Source organism: Nocardia asteroides, assembly GCF_021183625.1.
Lineage (GTDB): Bacteria > Actinomycetota > Actinomycetes > Mycobacteriales > Mycobacteriaceae > Nocardia > Nocardia asteroides_A.
This window is the reverse complement of sequence record NZ_CP089214.1, coordinates 4,061,105-4,086,451: the sequence shown is the minus strand read 5'-3', so window position 1 is coordinate 4,086,451 and position 25,347 is coordinate 4,061,105. Positions and strand designations below refer to the sequence as shown.

16 protein-coding genes are annotated in these 25,347 nt (G+C 71.2%); 8 read left to right on the top strand and 8 right to left on the bottom strand.

Annotated elements, in window-relative coordinates:
• The first annotated feature begins 33 nt into the window (after positions 1-33).
• Positions 34-2,208, top strand: a complete 2,175-nt coding sequence (locus tag LTT61_RS19325) for a molybdopterin oxidoreductase family protein (RefSeq protein ID WP_233015492.1) — start codon at positions 34-36, stop codon at positions 2,206-2,208.
• A gap of 183 nt (positions 2,209-2,391) precedes the next feature.
• Complete coding sequence (locus tag LTT61_RS19320) at positions 2,392-3,009, top strand: pyridoxamine 5'-phosphate oxidase family protein (protein ID WP_233015491.1); 618 nt, start codon at positions 2,392-2,394, stop codon at positions 3,007-3,009.
• Here the strand turns inward: LTT61_RS19320 and LTT61_RS19315 are convergent.
• On the bottom strand, positions 2,996-3,451 hold the full coding sequence (locus tag LTT61_RS19315) for a GtrA family protein (RefSeq protein WP_269821763.1): 456 nt from the start codon (positions 3,449-3,451) through the stop codon (positions 2,996-2,998). The genes LTT61_RS19320 and LTT61_RS19315 overlap by 14 nt on opposite strands.
• An 80-nt stretch (positions 3,452-3,531) precedes the next feature.
• Between LTT61_RS19315 and LTT61_RS19310 the strand changes: the two genes are divergently transcribed.
• The 5 genes from LTT61_RS19310 (at position 3,532) to LTT61_RS19290 (ending at position 11,502) form a co-directional block, all read left to right on the top strand.
• Entirely contained in the window at positions 3,532-4,986 is a 1,455-nt protein-coding gene (locus LTT61_RS19310) for an FAD-binding oxidoreductase (protein ID WP_233015490.1), read from the top strand.
• Positions 4,983-5,762, top strand: coding sequence for a decaprenylphospho-beta-D-erythro-pentofuranosid-2-ulose 2-reductase (locus LTT61_RS19305; protein WP_233015489.1), 780 nt, complete (start codon positions 4,983-4,985; stop codon positions 5,760-5,762). The genes LTT61_RS19310 and LTT61_RS19305 overlap by 4 nt, the downstream gene beginning before the upstream one ends.
• 55 nt (positions 5,763-5,817) lie before the next feature.
• Complete coding sequence (locus LTT61_RS19300) at positions 5,818-7,785, top strand: galactan 5-O-arabinofuranosyltransferase (RefSeq protein WP_233021087.1); 1,968 nt, start codon at positions 5,818-5,820, stop codon at positions 7,783-7,785.
• A 124-nt stretch (positions 7,786-7,909) separates the two neighbouring features.
• On the top strand, positions 7,910-11,176 hold the full coding sequence (locus LTT61_RS19295) for an arabinosyltransferase domain-containing protein (protein WP_233015488.1): 3,267 nt from the start codon (positions 7,910-7,912) through the stop codon (positions 11,174-11,176).
• A 164-nt stretch (positions 11,177-11,340) separates the two neighbouring features.
• A complete protein-coding gene (locus LTT61_RS19290) occupies positions 11,341-11,502 on the top strand; it encodes a hypothetical protein (RefSeq protein ID WP_169811444.1) in 162 nt (53 codons plus the stop codon).
• Positions 11,503-11,650: 148 nt separating this feature from the next.
• On the opposite strand, the gene LTT61_RS19285 is transcribed toward LTT61_RS19290, so the two are convergent.
• From LTT61_RS19285 to LTT61_RS19265, 5 genes are all read right to left on the bottom strand, one after another.
• A complete protein-coding gene (locus tag LTT61_RS19285; RefSeq protein ID WP_420094667.1) occupies positions 11,651-14,953 on the bottom strand; it encodes an arabinosyltransferase domain-containing protein in 3,303 nt (1,100 codons plus the stop codon).
• Positions 14,954-15,148: 195 nt separating this feature from the next.
• Positions 15,149-15,448 (bottom strand): WXG100 family type VII secretion target, encoded by a 300-nt coding sequence (locus LTT61_RS19280; protein WP_233015487.1) that lies wholly within the window; start codon positions 15,446-15,448, stop codon positions 15,149-15,151.
• Positions 15,448-15,765: a WXG100 family type VII secretion target gene (locus LTT61_RS19275; RefSeq protein WP_233015486.1), complete on the bottom strand. Its 318-nt coding sequence runs from the start codon at positions 15,763-15,765 to the stop codon at positions 15,448-15,450. The genes LTT61_RS19280 and LTT61_RS19275 overlap by 1 nt, the downstream gene beginning before the upstream one ends.
• A 78-nt stretch (positions 15,766-15,843) precedes the next feature.
• On the bottom strand, positions 15,844-16,293 hold the full coding sequence (locus tag LTT61_RS19270) for a hypothetical protein (protein WP_233015485.1): 450 nt from the start codon (positions 16,291-16,293) through the stop codon (positions 15,844-15,846).
• Positions 16,290-17,588, bottom strand: coding sequence for a hypothetical protein (locus LTT61_RS19265; RefSeq protein ID WP_233015484.1), 1,299 nt, complete (start codon positions 17,586-17,588; stop codon positions 16,290-16,292). The genes LTT61_RS19270 and LTT61_RS19265 overlap by 4 nt, the downstream gene beginning before the upstream one ends.
• A 193-nt stretch (positions 17,589-17,781) precedes the next feature.
• Between LTT61_RS19265 and LTT61_RS19260 the strand changes: the two genes are divergently transcribed.
• A complete protein-coding gene (locus LTT61_RS19260) occupies positions 17,782-18,279 on the top strand; it encodes a peptidylprolyl isomerase (protein WP_233015483.1) in 498 nt (165 codons plus the stop codon).
• 52 nt (positions 18,280-18,331) lie between these two features.
• On the opposite strand, the gene LTT61_RS19255 is transcribed toward LTT61_RS19260, so the two are convergent.
• Together LTT61_RS19255 and pks13 are read right to left on the bottom strand one after the other, a co-directional pair.
• Positions 18,332-19,876 carry an acyl-CoA carboxylase subunit beta gene (locus LTT61_RS19255; RefSeq protein ID WP_233015482.1) on the bottom strand — a complete coding sequence of 515 codons (1,545 nt, stop codon included), beginning with the start codon at positions 19,874-19,876 and terminating at the stop codon, positions 18,332-18,334.
• Positions 19,876-25,296 (bottom strand): polyketide synthase Pks13, encoded by a 5,421-nt coding sequence (gene pks13, locus LTT61_RS19250; protein WP_233015481.1) that lies wholly within the window; start codon positions 25,294-25,296, stop codon positions 19,876-19,878. The genes LTT61_RS19255 and pks13 overlap by 1 nt, the downstream gene beginning before the upstream one ends.
• Positions 25,297-25,347: the final 51 nt, after the last annotated feature.

Sequence of the window (25,347 nt, the reverse complement as noted above, 5' to 3'; positions counted from 1 at the left end):
GTCGTTCCTCTCACCATGGACGATGATGGGGGTATGGCCGCGAGCTCGAACACCAGAAACCTGCTGCGCACCTGCCCGCTCTGCGAGGCGGTGTGCGGCCTGCAGATCACGCTCGACCAGGACGACCACGTGGTCGCGGTCCGGGGTGATCGGGAGGATCCGTTCAGCAGGGGATTCCTCTGCCCGAAGGGCGCCAGCCTCGGGCAGCTCGACGAGGATCCGGACCGGGTCACCGAGCCGCTGATCCTGGACCGGGCCACCGGCGTCCGGCGCACCGCGACCTGGGACGAGGCCTTCGCCCTGATCGCCGAGCGCGTCCCGGCCATCGCCGCCGCGCACGGCAACCAGGCCACCGCGGTCTACCTCGGCAACCCCAACGCGCACACCGTCGCGGGCGCGCTCTACGCGCCCGCGCTGATCCGGGCGCTCGGCACCAAGAACCTCTTCTCCGCCAGCACCGCCGACCAGATGCCGAAGCAGCTGGCCAGCGGGCTGCTCTTCGGCGACCCGCTCGCGGTCGCGGTGCCCGACCTGGACCGCACCGGCTACCTGCTGATGCTCGGCGCGAACCCGCTGGAGTCGAACGGCTCCGTCTGCACCGCACCGGATTTCCCCGGCAGGCTCGAGGCGCTGCGGGAGCGCGGCGGCAGGCTGGTCGTGGTCGACCCGCGGCGCACCAGGACCGCGGAGATCGCCGACGAGCACCTCTTCATCCGTCCGGGCAGCGACGCCTACCTGCTCTTCGGCATCGTGCGGACGCTCTTCGCCGAGGAGCTCGTCGAGGTCACGGTGCCGGTCAACGGGCTGGACGAGGTGCGCGCGGCGGCCGCGGAGTTCACCCCGGCCGCGGTGCAGCGCCGCACCGGCATCCCGGCCGAGACCGTGGTCCGGCTCGCCAGGGAGCTCGCCGGTGCGCCGAACGCCGTGGTCTACGCGCGGATCGGCACCTGCACCGCCGAGTTCGGCACGCTCACCCAGTGGCTGGTCGACGTGCTCAACGTGCTCACCGGCAACCTCGACTCCCCCGGCGGCGCCATGTTCGCCACCGGCGCCGCGCTCGGCATCGTGCGCAGCAAGCCGTTCCGCCCCGGCCGCTGGCGCAGCCGGGTGCGCGAGCTGCCCGAGGCCATGGGCGAGATCCCGGTGGCGACGCTGGCCGACGAGATCAGCACCCCCGGTGCCGGGCAGATCCGCGCGCTGGTGACGGTCGCGGGCAACCCGGTGCTCTCCGCGCCGAACGGGCCGCGGCTGGACGCCGCCTTCGCCGGGCTGGAGTTCATGGTGAGCGTCGACCGCTACGTGAACGAGACCACCAGGCACGCCGATGTCATCCTGCCGCCGCCGCGCACCCTGCAGTCGCCGCACTACGACTTCGCGCTGCTGCAGTTCGCGGTGCGCAACTACACCAGGTACTCACGGCCGCTGGTGCCGCTCGGCGACCGGCCGTCGGAGTCCGAGGTGCTCGCCAGGCTGGCCGCGGCGGTCTCCGGGCAGCCGCACGGGCCGGAGGCGCTGGCCGCGCTGGACGAGTTCGTGATCGCGGGCATGCTCGGCCGGGCCGGGCTGGCCGAGCGCAGGCCGGAGCTACAGGGGCTGACCAGCACCGAGCAGCGAATCGACCTCATGCTCCGGCTCGGTCCGTACGGGGCATGGAACGGCGGGGTGCTGGAGCTGAACACGCTGCTCGAGCAGGAACACGGCATCGACCTCGGCCCGTTGCAGCCGCGGCTGCCCGGCATCCTGCGCACCGCGTCGAAGCGGGTGGAGCTGGCGCCGCCGGAGCTGCTCGCCGACACCGAGCGGCTGCGCGCCGCGCTCACCGCGGCCGCACCGGACGTGGTGCTGATCGGCCGCAGGCACCTGCGCTCCAACAACAGCTGGATGCACAACCTGCCCCGGCTGGTCAGCGGCACCAACCGCTGCACCCTGCACATCCACCCGGACGACGTGGCCCGGCTCGGGCTCGGCGAGCACGCGGTGGTGCAGTCGGCGGCGGGCGCCGTGACGGTGCCGCTGGAGCCGACCGAGGCGATCATGCCCGGGGTGGTGAGCCTGCCGCACGGCTGGGGCCACGGCGGCAGCGACCAGGGGGTGGCGCGCGAGCACGCCGGGGTGAACGCGAACATCCTCACCGACGACTCGGTGCTGGACGTGCCGTCCGGCAATGCCGTCTTCAACGGGGTCCCGGTTTCCCTCACCCCCGCGTGACACCGGCGAATACCAACCGGTTCACCAGAAAAAACTGAATTCGCCTGCCCGGTGCCCGCAAATTCTCGGAAAACCCTTGTGTACGAGCATTTCTGCGGATACATACCTCGCATTCCGGTGAGCACCGGGTGGGCATCTCCCTAAACTGGTCGACGTTTTCGTTCGACGACCGGAGGGGGCGCCATGCCTGGTTCTCGACACGGCAGCGACGGGGAGCGCGACCTTCAGGAGCAGTACGGCAGCACCGCCCGCGCCGAGCGCTTCTACGACGAGCAGGTGCTGGATCACCTGAACCCGGCCATGATCGGGTTCATCGCGAAGATGGATATGGCGTTCATCGCGACCGCCGACCGAAAAGGCGAATGTGATTCCAGCTTCCGCGCGGGGGTCCCGGGATTCCTGCACGTGGTGGACGAGCGCACCGTCGCCTATCCCGAATATCGCGGCAACGGCGTCATGGCGAGCCTCGGCAATATCCTGGAGAACCCGCACGTCGGCATCATGCTGCTGGATTTCGTGCACGATCTGATCGGGCTGCACATCAATGGCAGCGCACACATCGTCGAGGACGGCGTGCTGCGGCCGCGAGTGCCGGACCTGCCCGCGCAGCACCGGGGCCGGGCGGCCGAGCGCTGGGTGGTGGTCGACGTCGAGGAGGCCTACATCCACTGCCGCAAGCACATCCCGCACCTCGTCCCGGCGGACCGGGAGCTGCGCGACTGGGGCACCGACAACGTCAGGGCCAAGGGCGGCGACTACTTCGGCGCCAAGGCGAGCCGGAGCGCGCTCAGCGGATCTTGAAGATGACCGCCCGCTGCACCACGAAGTTGATCACGGTCGCGGTGCCCTGGGCGACGACGAACGCCAGGAGCAGGGTGACCGCGGTGTCGTCGAGCCAGCGGTTGATCAGCGAGTTGATTCCCACCTGCACCGCGAAGGTGACGGCGTAGAGCAGGACAACCGCGAGGAAGCGGAGGCGGCTTGGCGGGGCCTGGAAGGTCCAGCGGCGGTTGATCAGGTAGGCGGTGGTGGTGCCTGCGATGAAGCCGATCGCCTTGGCGGCGTCCAGCGGCAGCCCGGCCGCCTTGTAGAGCAGGACGTAGAGCCCGAAGTCCACCACCGCCGAGAGCGCACCGGTGAGCACGAACCGGATCATCTGCGTTTTCAGGTCCACATCGGTGCCGCCCGGCTCGTCGACCAGGGGCAGCTCGGCGGGCAGCGGGAGGTGCGGTTCGGCTGACACGGGGAGAGCCTAACCCTCGATACCGGGGAGTACGACAGACGCAGCGGGCCCCCCGCGGGCTACCTGTAGCCTCTATGCCGATGTCCACGAACGCTCCGACCGCCACCACACCGTCCACCGGTACCGGCAGCCCCGGTGACGCCGTCGCACTGCCGACGCGCACCCGCTCGCTGACCGGGTGGGGTCGCACCGCACCCACCTCCTCCGAAGTGCTCTCCACGGGCGATCCCGAGGTGATCGCCAAGGCCGTGGCGCTGGTCGCCGAGGACAACGACGGCAAGCCCGCGCACCTGCGCCGCGGCGTCATCGCGCGCGGCCTCGGCCGCTCCTACGGCGACAACGCGCAGAACGCGGGCGGGCTCGTCGTCGACATGACCGCGCTGAACAAGATCCACCGGATCGACCGCGATTCCCGGCTGGTCGACGTCGACGCGGGCGTGAACCTTGACCAGCTGATGAAGGCCGCGCTTCCCTTCGGCCTCTGGGTCCCGGTGCTGCCCGGCACCAGGCAGGTGACGATCGGCGGCGCCATCGGCTCCGATATCCACGGCAAGAACCACCACAGCGCGGGCAGCTTCGGCAACCACGTGCGCTCGATGGAGCTGCTCACCGCCGACGGCACCGTGCACACGGTGTCGCCGGAGAAGAACCCCGAGCTCTTCTGGGCCACCATCGGCGGCAGCGGGCTGACCGGCATCATCCTGCGCGCGAGCATCGAGATGACGCCGACCGAGACGGCCTACTTCATCGCCGACGGCGATGTCACCGCCACGCTGGACGAGACCATCGCGTTCCACAGCGACGGCTCGGAGGATCGGTACGAGTACAGCTCGGCCTGGTTCGACGCGATCAGCCCGGAGCCCAAGCTCGGCCGCGCCGCGATCTCGCGGGGCAACCTGGCCAAGCTGGACCAGCTGCCGAAGAAGCTGCAGAAGGACCCGCTGAAGTTCAACGGGAAGACCTTCCTCACGCTGCCCGACGTGTTCCCGAACGGGCTGGCGAACAAGTACACCTTCACCCCGATCGGCGAGCTCTGGTACCGCAAATCGGGCAGCTACCGGGGCAAGGTGCAGAACCTGACGCAGTTCTACCACCCGCTCGACATGCTCGGGGAGTGGAACCGCGGCTACGGCTCGAACGGCTTCCTGCAGTACCAGTTCGTGGTGCCGCCGGAGTCGGTGGACGAGTTCAAGCGGATCATCGTCGACATCCAGAAGTCGGGTTTCTACTCGTTCCTGAACGTGTTCAAGCTCTTCGGCCCCGGCAACCGGGCGCCGCTGAGCTTCCCGATGCCGGGCTGGAACATCTGCGTCGACTTCCCGATCTCGGCCGGGCTCAACGACTTCGTCACCTCGCTCGACCGCCGCGTCCTCGAGTTCGGCGGCAGGCTCTACACGGCGAAGGATTCGCGGACCGCCGCGGAGACCTTCCACCGGATGTACCCCCGGATCGACGAGTGGATCGCGGTCCGCCGGAGCGTCGATCCCACAGGCGTTTTCATGTCGGACATGGCGAGAAGGCTGGAGCTCCAGTGATCAATGCCGTTGGCAACCCGCAGACCATCCTGCTGCTCGGCGGAACCTCCGAGATCGGGCTCGCGATCTGCGCGGAGTACCTGAAGAAGGGGCAGGCCCGGATCGTGCTGGCCGCGCTGCCGAACGACCCGCTGCGCGACAGCGCGGTGGCCCAGCTGAAGGCCGCGGGCGCGACCCGGGTCGACCTGGTCGACTTCGACGCCCTCGACACCGACAGCCACCCCAAGGTGATCGACGCGGCGTGGGACGGCGGCGACGTCGACGTGGCGATCGTGGCGTTCGGGCTGCTCGGCAATGCCGAGGAGCTGTGGCAGAACCAGCGCAAGGCGGTGCAGATCGCCGGCATCAACTACACCGCGGCGGTCTCGGTCGGCGTGCTGCTCGGCGAGAAGATGAAGGCGCAGGGGTTCGGGCGGATCATCGCCATGTCCTCGGCCGCCGGCGAGCGGGTGCGCCGCTCGAACTTCGTCTACGGCTCGACCAAGGCCGGGCTCGACGGCTTCTACCTCGGCCTCGGCGAGGCGCTGCGGCCGCACGGCCCGCGCGTGCTCGTCATCCGGCCCGGGCAGGTGCGGACGACGACCACCGTGAACCACTGGGCGGAGACCGGGGCCAAGGAGGCGCCGTTCACCGTGGACAAGGAGCAGGTGGCCGCGCTCGCGGTGGCCGCGTCGGAGAAGGGCAAGGAGCTCATCTGGGCGCCGGGCACCTTCCGCTACGTGATGTCGGTGCTGCGGCACGTCCCGCGGCCGATCTTCCGCAAGCTGCCCATCTAGTCACTTGACCAGCACCGGCCCCCTGGCGATCCTGTCCCGCCGCGCCGCCAGGGGGATGGGCAACGCGCTGCTCGCCGCGGTGGTGGCCGCCGCCGTGGCCGCGGTGCAGCTGGTGGCGTTCTCGCTGGTGGAGTGGCCCGCGTTCAATTCCTCGAATGTCACGCGGGCGCTCAGCACGGTGGGGCAGGTGGGCGCGGCGGTGCTGCTGGTCGCCGCGGTCGTGCTGCTCCGGCGGCACCGGCTGCCGTGGCTCGCGAGGCTGCTCTCCTGGGCCGGGATCTCGACCTTCGTCACCGTCACGCTCGGGATGCCGCTGGCCGCGACGAAGCTGTACCTCTTCGGGATCTCGGTGGACCAGGAGTTCCGCACCGAGTACCTGACCCGGCTCACCGACAGCGCCGCGCTGCGCGACATGACCTACGCCGACCTGCCGCCGTTCTACCCGGCCGGGTGGTTCTGGCTGGGCGGGCGGGTCGCGAACCTGCTCGGCATGGACGGGTGGGAGGTCTTCAAGCCGTACGCCATCGTGGCGCTCGCGGTGGCGTCGGTGCTGGCGCTGGTGCTCTGGAGTGAGCTGATCCGGGCTGATCTGGCGGTCGCGGTGACGGCGGCGACGGTCGCGCTCACGCTCGCCTATGCCGCGCCGGAGGCGTACAGCGCCGTGCTCGTCGTGCTGATCGCGCCCGCGCTGGTGCTCGCCTGGGGCGCGCTGCACCGGCCGGGGCCGCGCGGGGCGTCGGCAGGCGGGTGGGGCGCGGTGCTCGGCACCGGGCTGTTCCTCGGGCTGTGCGCGACGTTCTACACGCTGTACGCGGCGCTGGCGGCGTTCGCGGTGGGGCTCATGGGGTTGATCGCGGCGTACTTCGCGGTGCGGGCTCGCCGGGCGGGGCGCGAGGGTTTGCGCGCGCGGCCCGCTTCGGCGCGCGGTGCCGCGAAGTTCGCCGGAAGTCCCGCGAGTGCGGAGCCCGCCGACGTCTCGGGGGCGTCGGCGTGGCGGGCGGCGGTGCCGCCGCTCGCCCGCCTGGCGGTGATCGCGGGGATCTCCGTGCTGGTCGCGCTGCTGGTCTGGACCCCGTACCTGCTGGAGTCGGTGACCGGGAAGGTCGCGCTCGGCGGCGGCGCCTTCCACTACCTCCCGGAGGCCGGGGCCGAACTCCCGCTGCCCATGGCCGAGTTCTCGCTGCGCGGCGCGCTCTGCCTGCTCGGCCTGGTCTGGCTGGTGGTCCGGATCGGTTCGTCCCGGCGGGCGCAGGCGCTCGGCATCGGCGTCGTCGCGGTGTACCTGTGGACGCTGCTCTCCATGCTGGCCACCGCGGCGGGCACCACCCTGCTCTCCTTCCGGCTGGAGCCGATCCTGCTCGTGCTGCTCGCGGCGGCCGGGACGTTCGGCTTCTTCGAGGGCGCGCGCGCCGTCTACCAGGCACTGAACGAGCCGGAGCGGTTCCGCGCGGTCGCCGTCGCGGTGGGGCTGGCCGGTGCGTTCGCCTTCGCGCAGCAGATCCCGCACGTGCTCGCCGCCGAGATCACCACCGCCTACACCGACACCGACGGCGACGGCAACCGCGCCGACAAGCGCGACCCCTCCGCGGTCACGCACTACCGGCAGATCGACGAGGCGCTGCGCGCGCGGACCGGCCGCGCCCCCGCCGACACCGTGCTGCTCACCGCGGACACCAGCTTCCTCGCCTACTACCCGTACTTCGGCTTCCAGGGGCTGACCTCGCACTACGCCAACCCGCTCGCCGATTTCGGCGGCCGCGCCGCCGCCATCGAGCGCTGGAGCGAGCTGGAGACCCCCGCCGAGCTGCTGGCCGCGCTCGACGCCGCGCCGTGGCGCGCGCCGGACGCCTTCCTCTTCCGGCGCGGCGGCGACGGTTACACCCTGCGGCTGGCCGCCGACGTCTACCCGAACGACCCGAACGTGCGCCGCTACACGGTGAGTTTCCCCGCCGAGCTCTTCGCCGACCCGGCCTTCACGGTCACCGATATCGGACCGTTCACGCTGGTCACCGTCGCGCGCTGAGGTTTTCGGCGGACGGCGGCACCGCACTGCCCGTCGGCGCGGAGCCGGTGTCGGCAGCCGACGCGCGGGGCTGGGACGTGCGCGCCCTCGGTGCCGCCGCGAGCGGTCTATAGCATCAACGACCGTGCGACCGGACCGACCCACCGCTGCGTTCACCCGATACCGCCTGATCGCCCTCGTCTCCGGGCTGCTCGGGTTCGTACTCGCCCTGCTCACACCGTTGCTGCCGGTGCGCCAGGAGGCGACGGCGCTGGACTGGCCGCAGGCGGGGGCCGCCTCGGTGGAGGCGCCGCTGATCTCCTACGTCCCGCTGCGCCTGGACGCCACGCTCCCCTGCGCACTGCTCGACGCGACCGGGACAGCCGCACCGGAGCAGGGCACGACCCTGCTCTCCACGATTCCCCCCGCTTCGCCGGACGCGAGCGCCAAGGGCCTCACCGTGACCGTCCGCGACGACACCCTCTCCGTGCTGCTGCGCGACGTCCCCATGCTCGCGGCGCCGGTGGCCGAGATCCAGGGCTGCACCGCGATCACCGCGACGGTGGACGACAAAGCCGCGACCGTCGAGTTCACCGGCGCGACGCGGGCGGACGGAACCGCGTTCCGCAACACCGTCACCCGCGACATCCGCCCGCAGCTGGTGGGCGTCTTCACCGACCTGGGCGAGCAGCAGCTCGGCGGCGCGACCCTGCACGCCGAGCTCGACTCGCGCTTCACCTCCAGCCCGTCCCCGCTCAAGCTGACGGTCATGGTGCTGGCCGTACTCGCCACCCTGATCGCGCTGGTCGCGCTGCACTTCCTGGACACCGCCGACGGCCGAAGGGCCCGCCGCGTGCTGCCCGCGCACTGGTGGCGGTGCACCCTCGCCGACGTCGCGGTGCTCGGCACGCTGGCGCTCTGGCACGTGATCGGCGCCAACACCTCCGACGACGGCTACATCCTGAACATGGCCCGGGTCTCGGAGCACTCCGGGTACCTGGCGAACTACTACCGCTGGTTCGGGGTGCCGGAGGCGCCGTTCGGCTGGTCCTACGAGGTGCTGGCCTGGATGGCCCAGATCTCCACCTCCAGCCCGTGGATGCGGCTGCCCGCGCTGCTGGCCGGCATCGTCTGCTGGCTGGTGATCAGCCGCGAGGTGCTGCCCCGGCTCGGCGCGCGGGTGCGCCGCGACCGCGTCGCGCTGTGGACCGCCGGGCTGGTCTTCCTCGCCTTCTGGCTGCCCTACGACAACGGCCTGCGCCCGGAGCCGCTGATCGCCGCGGGCGCGCTGCTCACCTGGTGCTCGATCGAGCGCGCCATCGCCACCGGCAGGCTCCTCCCGGCCGCGCTGGGCGTGCTGATCGCCGCCTTCTCGCTGGCCGCCGGGCCGACCGGGCTGATCTGCCTGGCCGCGCTGCTCGCCGGTTCCCGCCCCGCGCTGGTGGTGCTGGTCCGCAAGGTGCGCGGCTCGAACCCGGTCGGCCGGGCCGGCACCGCGCTGCGCTACCTCGCCTACGGCGCGCCGATCCTGGCCGCAGGCACCGCCGTGCTGGTGGTGGTCTTCGCCGACCAGACGCTGGCGACGGTGCGCGAGGCCACCCGGGTGCGCACCGAGGTCGGGCCGAACGTGGCCTGGTTCGACGAGCGCACCCGCTGGGACTCGCTGCTCATGCTCGCCCCGGACGGCTCGCTCGCGCGCCGCTTCGGGGTCCTGCTCATGCTGCTCTGCCTGCTGGTCTGCGTGCTGCAGGTGCTGCGCAAGAACGGCATCCCCGGCACCGCGCGCGGGCCGTCGGTGCGGATTCTCGGCATCGTCTTCGGCGCGCTGCTGCTCATGATGTTCACCCCGACCAAGTGGACGCACCACTTCGGCGTCTACGCCGGGCTGGCCGCCTCGCTGGCCGCGCTCGCCGCCGTCGCGGTCGGCGTGAACGGCATCAAACAGACGCGCAACCGCGCGCTCTTCGCGGCGGCGGTGCTCTTCGTGCTCGCCATCACCTTCACCGGCTCGAACGGCTGGTGGTACGTCTCCAGCTACGGCGTTCCGTGGTGGGACAAGGCGCCGCTGGTGGCAGGCACGGGGCTCTCGACGCTGTTCCTCGGGCTGGCCGGGGTCGCGCTGCTGGTCGCGGCATGGGCGCACTACCGCGCCCCGTTCCGCCCGGCGGGCGCGCCCGGCCGGTTCGACCGGCTCGCCGCGGCGCCGCTCACCGTCGCGGCGGCGCTGCTCGTGCTCTTCGAGGTGGCCTCGCTGCTCAAGGGCGCGGCCGGGCAGGCGCCCGCCTACAGCATCGCGCTCTCCAATGCCCGCGCACTGGCCGGGCAGCCCTGCGCGCTCGCCGACGAGGTGCTTGTCGAGACCGACACTCCCGATTCGGTGCTGCTCCCGATCACCGGCAGCGCCGCCGACGGCCTCGCCGCGAAGAACACCGGCTTCACCCCGGACGGCGTCGCGGCCGACCTCACCGCGGATGCCGAGGAGACCTCGAGCGGCGGCGCCAACTCGGTGGACGGCGGCGCCGAGAACAAGACGACCAACACGACCGGGGCGGGCACCGGCGGCGGCGTCTCCGACCGGACCGGGATCAACGGCAGCACCGTGGCGCTGCCCTTCGGCCTCGACCCCGCTCGCACCCCGGTGCTCGGCAGTTTCCAGGACGGCGTGCAGCAGCAGGCGTCGCTGACCACCGAGTGGTACGGCCTGAACCTCGGCGACAGCATGCGCCACGACCCCGCCTACCGGACGCTTGTGATCACCGCGGCGGGCCGGATCCGCTCGGTCGACGCCGACGGCATCGCCACCTACGGCTCCGACCTGAAGCTGGAGTACGGGGTGCGCGACGGCGATTCGGTGCGCCCGCTCGGCTCGGTGCTTCCGCTCGACATCGGGCCGTCGCCGTCCTGGCGGAACCTGCGGGTGCCGCTGGACGGGATCCCGATGGAGGCGAACGCGGTGCGGCTGGTCGCGGTGGACAACGACATCACCCCGAAGCAGTGGCTCGCCGTCACCCCGCCCCGGCTGCCCGAGCTCGCGACGCTGAGCAGCGTCGTCGGCACGGCCGACCCGGTGCTGCTCGACTGGCACGTCGGGCTGGCGTTCCCGTGCCAGCGGCCGTTCGACCACGCGCACGGGGTCGCGGAGGTGCCGCGCTGGCGCATCCTGCCGGACCGGGTCGGCTCGGACGCCTCCAATGCCTGGCAGGACGATATCGGCGGCGGCCCGCTCGGCTGGACCGGGCTGCTGCTGGACGCGCAGACCGTGCCGACCTACCTCGACAACGACTGGGGCCGGGACTGGGGTGCGCTCGAGCGCTTCACCCCGCTCGACCCGGCCGCGGTGCCCGCGACGGTCTCGGTCACCGAGGTGACCCGGTCGGGGCTCGCGGCGGAGGCACCGATCCGGGTGCGGTAGCGGGGGCAAAACCGTTGCCGGAGCGAACGTTCCACACAGGGTGCGAAGGCTCCGGTGACACTCCCGCTACCGTCCTGGCAGGTCGCCGGGCAGGGTTTCGCATCTTCGCAGCCGCGCGTCGGATTGCCCGGCGAACTTCCGAATGGATACGTACCCTGACCCGTATGACCACGGAATTCGATGACATGGAGCTGCGCGACCTCGTCGGATTGCTGAACGAGGAGGAGCAGCGCGAACTGCGCCCCGCCGTGCTGCGGATGCTGTCCAAGCTCCCTCCCCAGGAAGTACTCCGCAGGGAATTGGGGCGGCGGTTGACCAAGGTCTAGCCACTGCGCGCCCGGTTGCCCCGGCACTCCGAGCGAACCGACGAAGGCCGTCGGGGAGGCGCTGAACCAGCGCCGCCCGACGGCCTTCGTCGTGTCGGTACCTACCCCGTCGGCGGCCGCGCGGGGCGGCCGCCGAATACCGCGGGTGCTACTGCGCGAACACCCGCAGCGGGCCCGGGGTCCAGAGCCCGGACCGGCTCACGGTGCCGGTCCGCAGCTGCGCCGGGACCGCCGAGCGGTACTGGTCGTAGCGCTCCAGCGAACCCCAGTCGCGGGCCCAGTCGTTCTCCAGGTAGGTGGGCACCGTGGTGGAGCGGGCCAGCATCTGCGAGAAGCCGAGCGGGCCGCCGAACTCCTGGGCCTGCCAGGTGTTCGTCGAGCTGATCGCCAGCGGCCGGTCCGGCAGGATGCGGTAGTTCGGCACCTCGGCGACGCCGTACTCGTGGTCGAACGGTCGCTGGCAGGGGAACTGCAGCCCGACCGCCCAGTCGAGCAGAATCGGCTGTTCGCGGCCGAGGTAACCGTTCAGCGAGCGCAGCTCCGGCATCCGCGGCGGGGTGAAGGCCAGCCACTGGTCGCCGATCAGGATCGGGTCGTTGGCCACGATGCGCACCGCGTCGGCCTCCGGCGCGATCTCGTCCAGCGGCACCCGCAGGTTGCGCCAGGACGGGAACGGGCCGATGTCGCGCGGCAGGTAGGTGCCGAGCTGCGCCACGGTGCCGTCCGGCTGCCGCTTGCCGTAGTCGACGGTGAGCGACTGGCCGTACTTCATGGCGCCGGTGTCGTCGTAGGAGAGGATCCGGCCGGCCGCGGTGATCACGACCAGCGGGCGCTCCGCCGAGCGCGGCGCCAGCTGGTACCAGCTGGAGGTCAGGTTGGCCGGCTGCTGCACGCCCTCCTGGTAGCTGCCGAGCACCGGGGTGCTCGCCGGGTCGAGGCCGTAGGGCAGCGCGACGGTGCTGCCGTTGACGCCGAGCGCGCCCTGGCCGCCGCCGGTGCCCGCGCTCTCGCCCTCGGCGAAGGCGGCGCCGACCGACTGGGTGGAGGTGTTGCCGGTGCCCGGCTTGACCTCGACGCTGTCCGCGGAGAGGTCGTCCGGCACGCCGTTCGGGTCGAAGCCGACCGGGTTCGCGCCCGCCAGCGGGTCGGTGGCCGGGTTCGCCGGGTCGGTGATCGGCTCCAGCCTGCCGCCGTTCGGGTCCGGCTCGACCAGCACGTCGTTGGCAAGGCCGCAGGTATCGCCGCTCAGCGCGTCGATATTGCCACGGGCCAGCGAGTACCCCGGGTACTGCGAGACCGCGCCCTTCGCCAGCGACCCCACCTCGATCAGCACCATGAGCGCGGCGACGACGGTGAGCGGGATCGCGGCGAACCGGCGGACCCGCTGCCCGCGCGCGGAGCGCGGCGAACTCGGCGGCTTGGCGTACCCCTCGCGCAGCGAGAGCCAGGCCACCAGCGCCAGCGCGGCGCCGAAGAGCACAAGCATGAGCGTGTTGGACTGGAAGCCGGAGAGCGAGATCCGCTTGTCGAACCACGGGACGCCGAAGCTGGAGACGTACCAGTAGCCGTTGATCCCGGAGAACGAGATCGCCAGCACGAACAGCAGCCCGGCCAGGAAGATCGCCCGGTTCTTCCGCGCCCGCAGCGCCGATGCCGACACCGCGACCGCGGTGACCGCCGCCAGCGAGCCCGCGATCCCCGCGTACGCGCCGAAGTGGTGCGTCCACTTGGTCGGGTTGAACATCATGAAGAAGATCGTCCCGAAGACGATGCCCATGAGCCGCCAGGTCGGCGCCGCCGCGATGCCGGGCACCCGGCGCCTGCGCAGCAGCACCAGCATCGTGGTGAAGAGGCAGAGCAGCATCACCAGGAAGGCGAAGCGGCGGGAGAGCGAGCCGTCCACCGTCTCCACGAACAGGTAGTAGTAGCGCAGGTAGTCCTCGTACCAGGCCAGGTTCGGGCCGGTGGCCTGGCGCACCCGGTTCGCCTCCTGGATGCCGGCGAAGGTCTGGTCGCTGTAGACGACGGTGAGCACGAGCAGCCCGGCGGCCGCTATCGGCGCGAGCAGCGCGGCGGTCGCGGCCAGGCTGCCGCCGAGCCTGCGCCTGGAGCGCACCGCGATCCGGACCATCGGGCGGATGCCGGCGAGCAGCGCGGCCACGCACATGAGCCCGGTCGGCGCGGCGGCGAGGGTGAAGGCGGCGATGAGGATCGCGATGGCGGCGGGCAGCAGCCTGCCGGTGGCCACCGCGCGCTCGATCGAGACCCAGGTGAGCAGCGCGCCGAGCGCGACGATCGGCTCCGAGCGCAGGCCGTTGTCGAACGGCAGCCAGAAGGCGAGGAAGACCAGGCCGCCGGTCCACAGCGCGACCCGGCTGGTCCGCACACCGCGGCCGAGGCGGGGCACCACCTCGCGGCTGATCACCATCCAGCAGAGGACCGCGCAGAGCAGCGCGGGCACCCGGACCCACGGGCTTGCCGTCGAGATCTCGGAGAAGACCTGGATGACGTAGTAGTACCAGCCGAACGGCGCCTCGGGGACGCCGAACCAGCGGAAGTAGTTGGCCATGTACCCGGCGTCCGGGGCCACCCGCACCATGCTCAGGATGTAGCCGTCGTCGGAGGTGTTGGCGCCGATGAAGTGCCAGACCACGAGGGTGCCGATCACGGCGCCGTCGGCGAGGGTCGGCTTCAGCCAGTTGCGCGGCAGGAAGCGGCGGTGGCCGCGGCCGTCGCTGCCGTCCAGCCTGGCCAGCGCGCCGAGCGCGAGCAGCGTGAGCAGCACCGCGCCGATCATCGCGCTCAGCTTGATCCAGGTGGGGCTGGTGCTGAACCTGGTGTCGACGTCCATGTCGAAGGAGAGCCCCGCCGGGACGTCGCCGCGCAGGTCGGTGAAGACGCCGACCACCTGCGGGCGCAGGTCACCGGTGAGCGTGCCCCCCACCGGCTTGCCCTCCGGCGTGAGCAGCCCGTCGAACACCGCCGTGGTGGCGTCGATATCCGAGCCGATCACGATGGTGCCGCACTCGCCCATGCGGGCGCGCTCCGCCGTCGCGACCACCGCGTTGCGGTCGATCACGTCGACCGCGGTCTCCGAGACCCGCACGAAGAGCGACTCCAGCGCGGCCCCCGTCCCCTGCGGCGGCGCCGTGGCCAGCAACATCCCGCCCTGCGGCGGCAGCTGCTCCACCGCGGAGCACGGAATCGTTGCCCGCAGCTCCAGCGGCACCTGCGACATCAGCGGCGCCTGCACGCTCTCCACCGCCCCGCCCTGCGGCCACTGCAGCGCCGCCGTCGTCTGCGTCACCGGCAGGAACGGCGTCGCCAGCGCCAGCAGCGCACCGAGCACACCGGCGATCAGCGCGATCAGGCGCGCAATGCGGTAGTCCTGCGGCGCGACCTGGGGCGCGGCGGGGGGCTTCGTCAACACAGCGGTAGCGGGGTCGGGCACGGTTGGCAATGCTAACCGCCCGCGTGTCGGCGCGGGCGCGCGCTCGCCCCCTGAATGCCGGGGTTGTCCACAGGGGGCGCGGGCTGGGGATGAATCAGCACCGGTACTCGCGGGCCAGGGCAGGTATGTGGCGGGAGGCTTCCGCCATGTCGGCGGCGTAATCGCGGAGGTTCACGCCCGCGGCGACCCTCCATCTCAGCGTTTCCGCCCCACCATCTTCAGATTTGTGGCCACCGCGGTCGTATAGCTTTCGGCCGCACGAGCTGCCGTCTGTTCGAGTGCGCTCAAGCCGTCGCGAATGTCGTCCAATGCCGTGGCCCAATCGTGGTGCGCCTCCGTGTACGCGTCGGCGGCGACGCCGGACCAGCCGGCCGAGAGCCCTTGGACCCGCTGCTCCAATTCTGCGAGGTGGCCGGAGAGGAAGTCCTGGTAGCCATGCAGCTTCGCTGTGAGATTCCGGAGTTGCTCCGGATCGACCGAGTATCCACCGGCCATCACGGCACATCCAGGTTCAGCAGATTCATGCATGCCCCGGATTCGTCTTCCTGTGCCCGGTAGTTCTCGGCCGTGACGCCGAGCTTCTCGGCCAGTTGCAGGAGTTCCTCCCACACCCGGACCGCACCGGCGTGCATGTCACCCCAACCGGCTTCGTAGGACTGAGCCGCCGCACCCCGCCAGGAGTTCATCAGCATAGATACCTCGCGGTCCAGCGAATTCGCACCGTCACGGAGCTCGGTCGCGATCCGGTAGGCGAAGCGGCCGACGGCGGCAACCTCTTCCGGCACCACAGCGAACCCGTCATGGTCGGCCATCGATCCCCCCAATTCGCCGGTCCCGGGGCGATACTACCGCGCGACACTCCGGAGAGGCCGGCCTCGAGACGAGATACCTCACGGAGCGGACGCGATCTCCACCCGCATCTCGTCGGCGAGGGTTTCGAAGCGCACGACCGATCCGCCGATCGTCAGAACCATCCCGGCGACCCGGCCGTCGGGCAGAAGCACCTCCTCCGCTCTTTCGATCGGAGCCCCGATCATCCGCGCATAGGGGGCCGACGAACTGACGTCGAAAGCGGTGTACTTCCCGTATTCCGCCACATACTCGACATTCTCGGGCGACAACGGGCTCTCGAACGGATCGACCCAGCGCTCGCGCTTCACTCGAAGTTCCGAGCCGTCGCTGCCGGAGTCGAACAAGAACACGTCACCATCCGCCAAGGTGAACTCGATCGCGCCTTCCTGCTCATCGACGGCCCCCTCGAAGACGTAGTGGATACGCCGCAACGCGGTGACAACCTTGCCGACCAGAAGCGGACCGAGCACGCCCGCACCGGTACTCATTGGGGAACCGCGGATTCGAACCACGAGTTCGGGCCCGTCATGGGGTAGCACGTGACGAATTCGCCGTCGCCCTTGGTTATCAGCAAGTCGTTCCCCTTACGGTAGAACCAGTAGTCACCGCCGCCTCCGGAATCCGGGTAGTACGGGCCGCTGCGCACCTCATCGGGCGTGCTCCTGACCTCTTCGAAGTGCTGGCGTAGCCAGACCCGGACCGTGGGATCTCGCGGGTCGAGCCCGAAATCCTCGGCATGTTTGCCGATCTTCTTACCGAACTGTCGCTTGTCGATATGCATCGGCGGGCCCTTGGCGCCCTCCTCGTCTGCCGACCCGGCGGAACTACCCGAATCGCTCTCCGCCAGTTCCGCGACCGGGCGAGAGTTGATGTCGTCCGTGATCCGTCCCGATTCGCCGAGATCCTCGGCCGAGAAGCGCTCGATCGCGATACGGCGTTCCGCTCCCCATGCGTGAACGTCGTCGACCGCGAGATTCGAGAAGGCGGTTGCCGCGGCAGCTGAGATTCCAGGGCGGAATCGTACTTCCAACATCGTCCGATGTGTGAACAGTTCGACCCCGCCGAGCGCAGCGGCATTCGCCAGGATCAAGCGGGGCAGCCGACCCTCGCGGTACGCGACGACGTCCTTCGAATGCTCCGCGCAGAATTCCGCGAGCTGGGCGACGCGACGACTACAGCTCCGGATCACCGCTACGAGGTCGTCGATGTCGTCGCCGGCGGCGCGAGCATCGTCGGAATCCACCTCGCGTACCAGGGACGATGCCGTGAAGAGGTCGTCGGTGAAGACGACGTCGCCCGTATCTCGCCACGCTCTGCAGAGCGTCTCCAGTTCTTCCTTATCGGCGTCGCTCACCAGCGGGCCCACCAGATCTGCGAAGCCGACGCCGTTGTCGATGACGCCGTAACCGTCGCCGATGCCGGTGTTCATCGAGCCGGGCGGGGTCAGGCCTCGCTCGGCAGGCAACTCCGGTCGCACCGGCGCCGCCGGTTTGGGCGGATGAACCGCCTGATAGTCGGCGAACGCCTGGTTGTAGCCGACGACAACGAGGAGCGCCGCGTAGTGGTCGAGCGCGGGAATCACCGACCGGTAGACAAAAGCGAAGAGCTCGTCAGCAGCGGCATCGTGCCTCCCGCCCCACTCCCGTCCCACCCGGTCGGAGCCGGCGGCACGCGTCGATGCGGCCACGATGGCTGTCAGATTCTCGAAGTGCCCTGCCAGCAGCTGGGCGGTACGAAGGCATCGGTTACTGCATTCGTAGAAGACTTCCGGCTCGCCGTCCATTCCCCCCTCGTCTCAGCGCCCGCCGCTGCCGCATCGACCGAGTAACTCTCGGCCGTTCAGCACCGTCCGGATGCAACAGACCCGGTCGGCAAGAAGCGCCGTCGTCCCCCAGCCGCCGATGCTACCGCGCGACACCGGAAAGATGACGGCCCCTGATACACGTGCGGGGGCGCGGAGATGGAAAGCTGGGGGTATGACCAAGGTGAATCTCGAGACCAACCACGGGCCCATCGTGCTGGAGCTGGACGAGGCCAAGGCGCCGGAGAGTGCGCGCAACTTCGTCGAGTACGTGAAGGCCGGGCACTACGACGGCACCATTTTCCACCGCGTCATCCCGGGCTTCATGATCCAGGGCGGCGGGTTCGAGCCGGGTCTGCAGCAGAAGCCGACCCAGGCCCCGATCCAGAACGAGGCGGGCAACGGGCTGAAGAACCTCAAGTACACCGTCGCCATGGCGCGCACCAACGATCCGCACTCGGCCACCGCGCAGTTCTTCGTGAACGTGTCGGACAACGACTTCCTGAACCACTCCGCGCCCGCGGGCCAGGGCTGGGGCTACGCGGTGTTCGGCAAGGTCGTCGAGGGCACCGAGGTGGTAGACGCGATCGCGGGCGTCGCCACCGGCAGCGCGGGCCCGCACCAGGACGTGCCGAAGACGGACGTGGTCATCCAGAAGGCCACCCTCGTCTGATCGAGCTACCCGAATCGGCCCGCCCCGGAATCCCGGTGGCGGGCCGATCGTGTCAGAGCGGGAGCAGGTGGTGCTTGCGCGGGCTGGGCGCGACCTTCTTGTCCGCCAGCAGTTTCAGCGCCTTGCGCAGCTCCAGCCGGGTCGCCGACGGCTCGATCACGGCGTCGACGTAGCCGCGCTCGGCCGCCACCCACGGCGTCGCCATGGTGGCGTTGTAGAAGTCGATCATCTGCTGCCGGATCGCGGCGCGCTGCTCCTCGGGAGCCGCGGCGATCTGCTTGCCGCCGATCAGGCTGACGGCGCTCTCGGCGCCCATGACGGCGATCCGCGCGGTCGGCCAGGCCAGGTTGACGTCGGCGCCGAGCTGCTTGCAGCCCATCACGGCGTAGCCGCCGCCGTACGCCTTGCGGATCACCACGGTCACCTTGGGCACGCTGGCCTCGACGAAGGAGAAGAGGAAGCGGCCACCGCGCTTGATCACGCCGATCTTCTCCTGCTCGACGCCGGGCAGGAAGCCGGGGGTGTCGACGACGAAGACCAGCGGCAGGCCGTAGGCGTCGCAGATCCGGACGAAGTGCGCGGCCTTGTCCGAGGCGCGGGCGTCAAGCGCGCCCGCGTAGACCATCGGCTGGTTCGCCACCACGCCGACGCTGCGGCCGTCCACCCTGGCGAAGCCGGTGATGACGTTGCGCCCGGCCGAGGCGCCGAACTCGTGGAAGTCGCCGTCGTCGAAGATGCGCAGCAGGATGTCGTACATGTCGTAGCCGGCGTTGTCGGAATCGGGCATGATCGCGTCCAGCTCGCGGTCACCGGCGGTGACCTCCGGCTCCAGCCCCGGGTTCACCACCGGCGGCCGCTCGGTGCAGCTGGTCGGCAGGAAGCCGAGGTAGCGGCGCACCCACTCGAAGGCGGCCGGCTCGTCCTCGGCGACGTGGTGGATATTGCCGTACTCGGCCTGGCTGTGCGCGCCGCCGAGCTCCTCCAGGCTGACATCCTCGCCGGTGACCTCGCGGATCACCTTCGGCCCGGTGACGAACATGTACGCCTCCTCGGTGGCGACCACGACGTCGGTGTTGATCGGCGCGTACACCGCGCCGCCCGCGCACTTGCCGAGAATCATGGAGACCTGCGGCACCAGCCCGGAGAGCGGCTCCTGCCTGCGGCCGAGCTCGGCGTACCAGGCCAGCGAGGTCACCGCCTCCTGCACCCTGGCCCCGCCGGAGTCGTTGATGCCGACCACCGGGCAGCCGACCTTGGCGGCGTACTCCATGAGGTGGGTGACCTTGCGGCCGAACATCTCCCCGACCGACCCGCCGTACACCGTCTGGTCGTGCGAGAACACCGCCACCGGCCTGCCGTCGACCAGGCCGTGCCCGGTGACGACGCCGTCGCCGTAGAGCGCGTCCGGATCGCCCGGCTTGCGCACCAGCGCGCCGATTTCCACGAAGGTGCCCGGATCGACCAGCATGCCGATTCGATCCCGCGCGCTCGGAATCCCCTTCTTCGCGCGCTTGGCCACCCCCGCTTCACCCGCCGGCTCCTGCGCCAGCTCCAATCGCTTGCGCAGGTCGGCGAGTTTCTCGGCGGTAGTGGTCACTAGTCCCCTTTCGACTTCTCGATGACGTCGAGCCGGGCGCTGAGGTCGGCGCCGATCCGGCCGACCCGCGGCTCGTCGATGATCTGCAGGTGATCGCCGGGGATCTCGATGACGTCGAGGCTGGAGAGGTACTCGCCCCAGCCGCCGTTCGGCTTGCGCTCGGCGTAGCGCGGCTCCAGCTCGATCATGCCGTCGTGGTAGCGGTCGGCGAGGTAGAGCACGACGTCGCCGTCGTACCGGATCGGCTGCATGCCCGCCAGGTGCCTGCCCTCGACCCAGGAGGTGCGCTGGTGCTCGAGCACGCCGCCGGGGATCTTGGCGCCGCTCAGCTTGATGAGCTGGCTGACGATCGTGTACTGCTCGTCGTCCGAGGCACTGGCCAGCTCGCGCAGCTGCTCCTCCGGCAGGTCGCCGTCGACGCCGTAGGTCTTGCGGGCGAACTCCTGGTAGCGCTGGATGCGGCGCACCCGCTCGTCCGGGCTGTTGTCCTCCGGCTCGGCCGGGATGGCCAGGTCGATCAGCCCGACCAGCCGGACGTCGGCGCCCTCGTCGCGCAGCAACCTGGCCACCTGCAGCGCGAAGACCGCGCCGAGGGACCAGCCGTACAGCACGTAGGGGCCGTTGCCCTGGATCTTGCGCAGCTCGGGCAGGTACTGCCGGGCCCGCTCCTCGATGTTGCCCTCGACCCGCTCGAAGCCGTACATCGGCGTCTCCGCGGGCAGCCGCCTGAGCAGCGGCTCGTAGACCAGGGTGTTGCCGCCGGAGGGGTGGAAGACGAAGACCGGCACCGCGGCCGAGCCCTCGGTCCTGGTGCGCAGCGGACGGATGAAGCCGTCCACGTCGGCGCCGGTGTCCTGCAGGTTCCGCACCACATCGGCGAGCTGCTCGATGCTCTCGCAGTCGAGTACGTCGTCCACCGTGACCTCGGCCTTGACCCGCTCGGTGAGCCGGGTGGCCAGCTTCTCGGCGGTGTCCTCGTCGAGAATCGGCAGGGTGTCGAAGATGCCGCCGGGGGACTTGCCGGTGACCAGGGCCCAGGTGGCGTAGGTGAGCCGCTCGGCGGCGTCGCGCGGAGGCACGCCTTCCTCGTCGGAGCCCGGGTCGGCGGGCTTGTTCGCCTGCGCCGGGGCAGGCGCGGCGGCCTGCTTCGGCTCGGCAGCCGGACTCGGTGCGGCTTCGGCGGCGGCAGCCGCCGGGGTGGAGCCCGCCTGCTCCGCGGCGTCCGCGGCGTCGGCCGCGCGTGCGGCCGTGTCCGCGGCGGAGGCCGTCACCGGCGGCATCTCGGTCGGCGCGGTCTGCGCGGGCGGGGGCACCGCGGCGAGCGGATCCTCCCCCGCCTCCAGCGCGGCCCGCGCGGCGGCGACGAAATCGCCGCCGACCTCGAGCTCACCCTCGCCTGCGGCCTGCCGGTCGGCGATCGCCTGCACCTCCTCGCGGTGCTCGATGGCGTAGTGCAGCACCTTGCCGACCTCGTGCAGGCTGGCGTCGCGCACCGCGGCCAGCTGCAGCTGCGGGATGTCGAACTCGTACTCCACCCGGTTCTTGATCCGCATCGCCATGAGCGAGTCGAGCCCGAGCTCCATGAGCGGGATCTCCATGGGCAGGTCCTCGACCGCGTACCCCATGGACTCCGCCACGATGGTGGCGAGCCGGTCCTCCAGCGGTTGCGCCCCGCTCGGGTCCCAGCGGTCGCCGAAGCTCTCGACCACCTCGAGATCGGGCGCGGCGGCGGGCGCGGGCGCGAGCGTGTTCGCGGGCAGCGGCAGCCCGGAGGTGACGACGGCGTCCAGCACCAGCCGGAACCCGCTGCCCTCCTTCGCGTGTACCTGCACCGAGGCGCCGCCGGGGTGCGGGGTGAGCGTGGTGGTCAGCGACCCCGAGCCGGGCAGCGCGCCGTGCGCCTGCGCGGCGCCGAGCGCCGGATCGGCGAGCACCTGCGCGGCCGCGGCGGTGACCAGCGCGGCGGCGTCGGTGACGGCGCCCGCGGGCACCTCCCAGACGTGCCTGCCGTCCGGCAGCGCGACGTGCGCGCCGGGCATCCCGGCCGAGCCGGAGACCCGGATGGCGGCCTTCGGCCAGTACTGCTTGCGCAGGAACGAGGTGCGCGGGATGTCGCCGAAGCCGCCCGCGGGCAGCAGCGTCGCGAGGTTGACCCGGTGCCCGTGCACGTAGAGCTGGGCGAAGGCGCCGAGCACGCCCGCCGACTCGTCTTCCTTGCGCTTGAGCGTCGGGATCAGCTGGGCGTCGTGCAGCCCGGCCGCGAAGGTGGTGCCGAGCACCTGCATGAGCGCGACCGAGTTCGGCGCCAGCTCGAGGAAGGTGCTGTGCCCGGCGTCGACGGCGAGCTTGACGGCGTTGGTGAAGTACACGCTGTGCCGCATATTCTTCACCCAGTAGTCCTCGTCGTGCACCGGGTCGCTCCCGGCCCGGAAGAACTGCTCCTTGTGCACGGTGGAGTAGAGCCCGGCACGCAGCGCGGTCGGCTCCAGCCCGGCGAGTTCGGCGGCGAGCTCGCCGAGCAGCGGGTCCATCTGCGAGGTGTGGCCCGCGCCGCGGGTGGGCAGCACCCTGGCGAACTTGCCCGCCTCCTCGACCTTCGCCACGATCGCGGCGACCTGCGCCTGCGGGCCACCGACCACGGTGTTCGTCGGCGCGGCGTACACCGCGACCTCGACGTCCGGGTAGTCGCGCAGCAGGTCGGCGACGTCGGCGGCGCTCAGCTCGACGAGCGCCATGTTGCGCACGTCGTCGTCGGTGATCATGGCCTCGCCCTCGCCCATCAGGCGGGAGCGGGCGCAGATCACGCGCACCGCGTCCTCCAGCGCGAGACCACCCGCGATGTAGGCGCCTGCCACCTCACCCATGGAGTGCCCGACCACGGCGGCCGGCTCGGCGCCGTGCGCGCGCAGCAGCGCGGCGAGCCCGATCTGGATGGTGAAGATGCCGACCTGCGAGGTGCCGACGTCGTAGTCCTGGCCGTCGTCGAGGAGCATCTCCCGGATCGAGTACCCCGCCTCGTCCTGCACCAGCTCGTCGACCTCGTCGACGGTCCGGCGGAAGATGGCGTTCTCGGCGTAGAGCTGCTTGCCCATCTTGCGGTGCTGGGCGCCGAAGCCGGAGAACACCCAGACGGGGCCCTGCGCGGCGGGGGCGTCGGCGCTGAACACGCCGGGGCCCGGCTTGTTCGCGGCCAGCTGCCGCAGCCCGGCGACGGCCTCCTCGTGCGTCTTGGCCAGCACGACGCCGCGCGAGCGCCAGTGGCTCCGCTTGGCGAGCGCGCGCGCCACGTCGGCGAGCGGGGTGGCCTGCCCGGCCTCGGTCTCCAGCCAGTCCGCGAGCTCGGTGGCGGCGCGGCGGCGGCGCGAGGGGAGGTAGGCGGAGACCGGGAGGATGACCGGCAGCGGCTCGTCGCGCTCGCCGGTCCACTCGGCGGGCTCGGCCGACTCGACCAGGATCTCGGTGGCGGCGGCGATGACGTCGTCGCCGGTCGCGGCGGCGACAGCGGCATCGAATCCCGACGGCTCCGGCGCGTCATCGCCACCGGGAGCGGCGGCGCCGTTCCCGGACGGCACCGGGGCATCGGCACCCGACGGCACCGCGGCGTCGTCGTCCGCGGCATTGCCGGTCGCATCGGCGGTCAGGTCGTCCGCGGCATCGGCGGCGCCGACCGCGACGAGCGGCCGCGCGGCCACCGCGCCGGAATCCGCGGCCTGTGCCTGCGTCGCGGCCCCGGCGGCGGGCACGCCCTCCGGGGAGGTGTACTCCTGCAGCACGACGTGCGCGTTGGTGCCGCCGAAGCCGAAGCCGGAGACGCCGACGGTGGCGACGCCGCTGTAGCGCGGGAACGGCGTCGGCTCGTCGACGACCTTCAGGTGCGCCTGCTCGAACGGGATGTACGGGTTGGGCCCGGCGTAGCCGATGTTCGGCGGGAGCACATCGTTCTGGAACGCCATCAGCACCTTGGCCAGGCTGGCCGCGCCCGCCCCCGACTCCAGGTGCCCGAAGTTGGTCTTGGCCGAGCCGAGCAGCGCGGGCTTGTCGTCGTCCCGGCCGCGGCCGACCACCCGGCCGAGCGCGTCCGCCTCGATCGGGTCGCCGAGCAGGGTGCCGGTGCCGTGCGCCTCGATGTAGTCGACCGAGGAGGGCACGATGCCCGCGTCCCGGTAGGCGCGGCGCAGCACCTCGGCCTGCGCGTCCGGGTTCGGCGCGAGCAGGCCGTTGGAGCGGCCGTCGTTGTTGGTGGCCGTTCCCTTGACCACGGCGAGGATGCGGTCGCCGTCGCGCTCGGCGTCGGCGAGGCGCTTGAGCACCACGAGGCCGCCGCCCTCGGAGCGGACCATGCCGTCGGCGTCCGAGGAGAACGCCTTGATGTGGCCGTCCTTGGCGACCGCGCCGTTCCGGTCGAAACCGAGGTTGGCGAAGGGCGCGAGGATCATGTTCACGCCGCCCGCCAGCGCCAGGTCGGCGTCGCCGTCGCGCAGCGCGCGCACCGCCTGGTGCACCGCTACCAGCGTGGACGAGCAGGCGGTGTCGATGGCCACCGACGGCCCGGTGAAGTCGAAGAAGTACGAAACCCGGTTCGCGATGATGCTGCTGACGCTGCCCATGATGGCGTAGGCGTCGGCCGAGGCCGGGACGTTCGGGTCCCGCTCGCCGCCGAGCCCGAGCGCCGCGATGAGCTGGAAGTCGTTGCTGGAGGAGCCGACGAACACCCCGACCGGGGTGCCGCGCAGGTCGCTGGCCGGGATCCTGGCGTGCTCGAGCGCCTCCCAGGTGAGCTCCATCATGAGCCGCTGCTGCGGGTCGACCCGCTCGACCTCGATCGGCGACATGGCGAAGAACTCCGCGTCGAAGCCCTTCACCACCTCCTGGTCCAGGTAGCCGCCGAGGCTGTTGCTCTCTGCGACGGCCTGCGCCACCTCGGGCTCGCCGAGGAACTCGGACCAGCGGCCATCGGGCAGCTCGCGGATGGCGTCGCCGCGGTTGATGATGAAGTCCCAGGTCGACTCCGGGGTGTCGCCGGCGCCGGGCAGCCGGGTGGCGAGCCCGACGATCGCGACGTCGTGCGCCGCGCCGGGGCGGTACGAGGTGTAGAAGGCGTCGTCGGTGGTCTCGGCGGGCGCCTCCTGCTCGCCGTTGACGATCCGCTCGGCCAGCGAGGCGATGGTCGGGTGCTGGTAGACCACGGTGGCGGTGAGCAGCACGCCGGTGAGTTCCTCGATGTCGCCGCCGAGGGCGAGCGCGTCGCGCGAGGCGAGGCCGAACTCCTCCATCGGGCGGTCGACCGTGATCTGCTCGACCGGCTGGCCGGTGGCCTCGGCGACCCAGTTGCGCAACCATTCCCGCAGTTCGGTGACGGAGATGTCGGGCCGCTCCGCATTGCCTGCCTGCGGGTCGGTGTTGCCCTCGTTGTCAGCCATCAATTCCTCAAGCTACTCGGGTGCGTGCGTCGCACCGGGCGAACGCCGGAA